The following is a 4,665-nucleotide window of genomic DNA, read 5'->3' on the forward strand; positions in this document are numbered from 1 at the left end:
GTCGCACGGCATCGGGAGCGGATGCGTCCGACCCGTTTGCCATGGCGGGTTCGGACGCCCGAGGGCAGGCGCCGTTCGGCGTCACGGGCGCTTCCGTACCGGGCGGCACGGCGGCAATGGTGCAGTCCGGCGCCAGGTGCAGGGTGCGCACGCGCAGGCTGCCCATGGCGGGGACAGCATCCGGGGGGGGCGTGATGGCGGTGATCATGGCGGCTATGCTCCGGAAAAAAGCGCATGGCGCGGGTGCGTTGCTGGGGGCGTGTGTACCATCATTCACGGCATTGCGTAAGGGCGTGCCGGCGGGGTGCGCCTTGCGGAAGCCGGGCCGACGCGCATTGCGCGGCAGGCCGGGGCTGTCCGGGTATGGGCGGCTTCCGGCTGGCGTCCGCCTTGCCTTCGTCTCATGTCCCGTCCGCGACGGTCGGCCACCCGGCAGCGCCCGGCGAGTGCCTTTTGGGCTTGCCTTCGCCGTCCTGCGGGGGTAAGGATGCCGTTCCGCAACACCCCGCCCGACCACAGGTGCCAACCTGTGGTTTTTTTGCGGCGGTGGATGCTTTGCCACGGCCATGCCGCCGGTTTTCCATAATCCCCAACAGTTGCGTCCACGGGCCGATGCCCGCCGCGCCCGGACCGAGCGTCCGGGGGCAGTGCGTCGTCCGTCTGTGGATATTGCGGACGCGTCGCGGAATGCAGGACGCGTCAGGGGGAACAACCGGTCGGCGCGCGGCGCATTGTTGCGGGGTACACGGATGCGGGCATGCACCCCGCCGGGTGTCGCTCCGTTCCCTTGTCGGGGATGGACGGCCAACGGATGCGGGGGGATTCATTCTTTTCCGGGACGGCGCGAACGCCTGGCGGCATGGCTGCCGGGCCGCCCGCGCCACCCGACAAGCGAAAGGTGTGTTGATGCGCAGTACAGGACTTGCCGCCGGGGCGATCATCGAGGCCAAGTGCACACGATGCAACGACATTACCGGTCATGTCATCGTGGCCATGGTCGGCGGTGAAGTGGTGAAGGTCGAATGCCGGGCCTGCGGCTCGGTGCACAAATACCGTCCCCTGAAAAAGGACCCCCCGCGCAAGGCCGCGCCCTCCGTGCGCAAGGTGCGTGCGGGTGCCACCCGTGCCGAGGCCGTGGACGTTTCCAACTCCCGCTCCGAGGCCGCCCGAAAGGCCGCCGCCACCCGCGCCAACCAGAGGGCCGCGCGCGACGCCGAGGCCACCGAGGTGGCCTGGAAGGTGGCCATGACCCGCAACCCGGCGGAAAACAATCGCAAGTACAGCATGAGCGAAAGCTACGAAGTGGGCGAGATCATCGACCATCCGGTGTTCGGCCCCGGCGAAGTGCGCGCCGTGGTGCGCCCCGACAAGGTGGAAATACTCTTTCAGGAAGGCCTGAAGGTATTGCGCTGCGTCTGCTAGGGACTGTTTTCAAAAGGTCCTTTCGCTCGTTGGCCATGCCAAACTTCGCCTGCCATAGCGTTGCTGTCCCCATCCGCAAGACACGCAAGCTCGTCTAATGGCTGAGGCTCGGTCAAATACGACAAGAGCGCGCTGCGGTCGCCATCCGTAATCCTCGAGGGCTCGCATAACGGCTGCCGCATGCTTCCTCATGGCAGGCTCGTTTTCCTTGCCAACGAACGAAAATCCTGAGTTGGAAACTGCACCTTCGTTTTTTCGCGGTGGCTGTGCCACCGCCCGCGGACAACAAAAAACCCGGATCCTGGTCCGGGTTTTTTGTTGTCCGCAGGATGGCCCCGGCCAGTTCATCGTCCGCCGTCCAGCCACGCGCGGATGTCGCCGAAGGCGGTGCGCGCCGTGAAGTCGAGGGTCAGCGGGGTTACCGAGACCACCCGGTCCACGCTGAGGGCGTAGACGTCGGTTTCCGGCGATTCGCCGGGGGCGGGCCCCTTGGTCACGGTGGCGTCGCCCAGCCTGCTGCCCAGCGAGGGGGCGGCCAGCCGCGATGCGTAGTACATGTCCGGCGAAAGGCGGGTCAGCCGCCACGGGGTATCCGGGGTGGCCCCGGTGGGTACGTCTATCTTCAGCACGTGCACGTCGCCGGGCAGGCCGCGCTCCAGCACCATGCCCGCGAACAGCGTCAGGAAGTGCATGGCCGTGCTCCAGTCCTGCTCGGTGTAGGCGTGGTGCGATTCGATACCCGTTTCCATGGATACCGCAAGCGCCGGAATGCCTCGGCAGGCTCCTTCCAGCGCGGCGCCCACCGTGCCGGAACTGGTGATGCTGGCCCCCAGGTTTTCCCCATAGTTGATGCCGGATACCAGCAGCGCGGGGGCGTAGCCGGGCATCACCTTCAGCCCGTGGCCCACCGTGGCCGCAGGGGATGCATCGCAGGCCCAGGCCTGCAACGGCGCGCCCGCCACGGCAAGTTCCACCTGTTGCAGGGTGGCGTTGCGGTCGCCGGTCTGGGCCCGGCCCATGGCCGTCTGCTGGCGCAGCGGGGCGAACACGTCCACCCCGCCCAGAGGGTGCAGCGCCTCTGCCGCGGCCAGCAGGCCGGGCGAGTGCACGCCGTCGTCATTGGTCAGCAGGATGCGTGGTGCTGTCATGGTGTATTCCTCGGCGTGTTGTCCGGCGCATGGCCGGTGAGCGAGCGCCTGTCAGAGAGAGTCAGAGAGAGTCGGGGAGAGTCGGGGAGAGCCGGGGAGAGCCTGTCAGCGCGGTTCGGGCGTGGCGTGGCCGCCGGCTCCGGCTTGTTCCGGTCTGTTCGAATCTTCCGGTTTGCTGGAATCTTTCGGTCCGTCGGCATCCTCCGCGCCTTCCGAAGCGGCGGGAACGCCCTCGGCGGCGATGAACGCCACGGCCCGGTCCTCGGCAACGGGGCGGGAAAAATGGTACCCCTGCACCGAGTGGCAGCCCAGTTCCGCCACGATGGCGAACTGTTCCGCCGTCTCCACCCCTTCGGCCACCACATGCAGGCCCAGGCTGCGGCCCAGGGTGACCACGGTGCGCACTATCTCGCGGTTTTCCGCATCACCGGCCACGGCAGACACGAACGAACGGTCCACCTTCAACGTATCCACCGGAAAGCGTTGCAGGTAGGCCAGGGACGAGTAGCCGGTGCCGAAGTCGTCGATGCCGATGCCCACCCCCAGCCTGCGCAGGGCTTCCAGCCGTTGCAACGCGCCGTCCGGATCCTTCATGATGGCCGTTTCGGTAATTTCCAGCTTCAGGGCTTCCGGCGGCAGTCCGGTGTCGGACAGGACGCCGGCCACGCGCCCGGTCAGGTTGGGCTGCGATGCCTGCCGCGCCGACAGGTTCACCGAAACGTACAGGTTGCGCGCGCCGGGCAGGGTTGCCCGCCAGCGGGCCAGGGTGGCCGCCGCCTGTTCCAGCACCCACTGGCCGATGCGCAGGATCAGCCCCGTTTCCTCGGCCATGGGAATGAACCGGGCGGGCGGCACCGCGCCCTCGGTGGGGTGCCGCCAGCGCACCAGCGCCTCGAAGCCCAGCAGCCGTGCGCCGTCCACGGCGAACACCGGCTGGTATTCCAGGTACAACTGCTTGCGGCGCATGGCCATGGAAAGGTCGCCTTCCAGGGTCATCATTTCCATGGTGTGGCGGTGCATGGACTGGTTGAACACCCGGAACCGCCCCTTGCCCTGGGCCTTTGCCTGATACATGGCGATGTCCGCGTCGCGCAGCAGCGCGTCGGCGGTATCGTACCCCCGGGTGTGCAGCACCATGCCGATGCTGGCGGACGTGCGCACCACCTTGGCGCCCATGCGTACCGGGCGCTCCAGCGCGGCCAGCAGGCGGCGGGTGATCTGCACGATGCGTCGGGGCGAGTCCACGTCTTCCAGCAGCAGGGCAAACTCGTCGCCGCCAAGCCGGGCCACGGTGTCGCCCCCGCGCACCACCGGGCGCATGCGCCGGGCCACTTCCACCAGCAGGTTGTCGCCGGTGGTGTGGCCGTGGCTGTCGTTGATGAACTTGAAGCGGTCCAGGTCCAGCATCAGCACGGCAAAACGGTAGCTGTCGTTGCGGCGGCGGCGCTGGATGGCCCGCTCGATGCGGTCCAGCAGCAGGGCGCGGTTGGGCAGGCCGGTCAGCGGGTCGTGCAGGGCGAGATGGGTCAGCATTTCCTCGCCCTGCTTGCGTTCTATGGCCACGGCCACCTGTTCGGCCACCGGCACCATCAATTCCGCGTCGCGGGCCGAGAAGAATTCAGAATCCTCGTAGTGCTGCACCACCATGGCCCCGATGACCTTGCCGCGCGAGCGCAGCGGGGTGCCCAGCCAGGCCGCCGGGCGCGCCCCGAACACCGGGCGCGCCTCGATGTCGTCGCTGTGCAGGTGCACCTGCCTGCCGGTGCGGATGACCTCCAGCGTGGGGCTTTGCACGGCGGGGTCGGAAATGTGCTCCACCGGATTGTAGCGGGCGTCGCGCTCGTCGGCGAAGTAGGCAAAGTCCAGCCGGTCTTCCGGTTCGTTGACGAGGGCGATGAAGAAGTTGGGGGCCTGCACGTGGCGGCGCAGGGCGGCGTGGATGGACAGGAACAGTTCGTCCAGGTCGCGCGTTTCGTTGATGGCGTTGGCGATGTGGAACAGAATGCCCGCAATGGCATCGCCCTGCTTGTGGTCGGTGATGTCGGCCAGTGCCCCGGCCACGCGGGTCAGGCGCCCGCCGGGGCCGCGCCGGGCC

General features: G+C 68.0%; 3 protein-coding genes and 1 pseudogene. 1 reads left to right on the forward strand and 3 read right to left on the reverse strand.

The genetic code is table 11. The annotated features are described in order from the left end of the window. Positions 1–208, reverse strand: a pseudogene (locus FVW20_RS07935) (hypothetical protein); the annotation flags it as partial. Positions 209–906: 698 nt separating this feature from the next. Here FVW20_RS07935 and FVW20_RS07940 point away from each other — a divergent pair. Continuing rightward, on the forward strand, positions 907–1,422 hold the full coding sequence (locus tag FVW20_RS07940) for a hypothetical protein (protein ID WP_196608990.1): 516 nt from the start codon (positions 907–909) through the stop codon (positions 1,420–1,422). 344 nt (positions 1,423–1,766) lie between these two features. On the opposite strand, the gene surE is transcribed toward FVW20_RS07940, so the two are convergent. Continuing rightward, entirely contained in the window at positions 1,767–2,570 is an 804-nt protein-coding gene (surE, locus tag FVW20_RS07945) for a 5'/3'-nucleotidase SurE (protein ID WP_196608991.1), read from the reverse strand. A gap of 105 nt (positions 2,571–2,675) precedes the next feature. Further along, the coding region (locus FVW20_RS07950) for a putative bifunctional diguanylate cyclase/phosphodiesterase (protein ID WP_231038964.1) at positions 2,676–4,665 on the reverse strand (1,990 nt) is incomplete at its 5' end.

Source organism: Nitratidesulfovibrio oxamicus, assembly GCF_015731765.1.
GTDB classification, from domain to species: Bacteria; Desulfobacterota; Desulfovibrionia; order Desulfovibrionales; family Desulfovibrionaceae; genus Cupidesulfovibrio; species Cupidesulfovibrio oxamicus.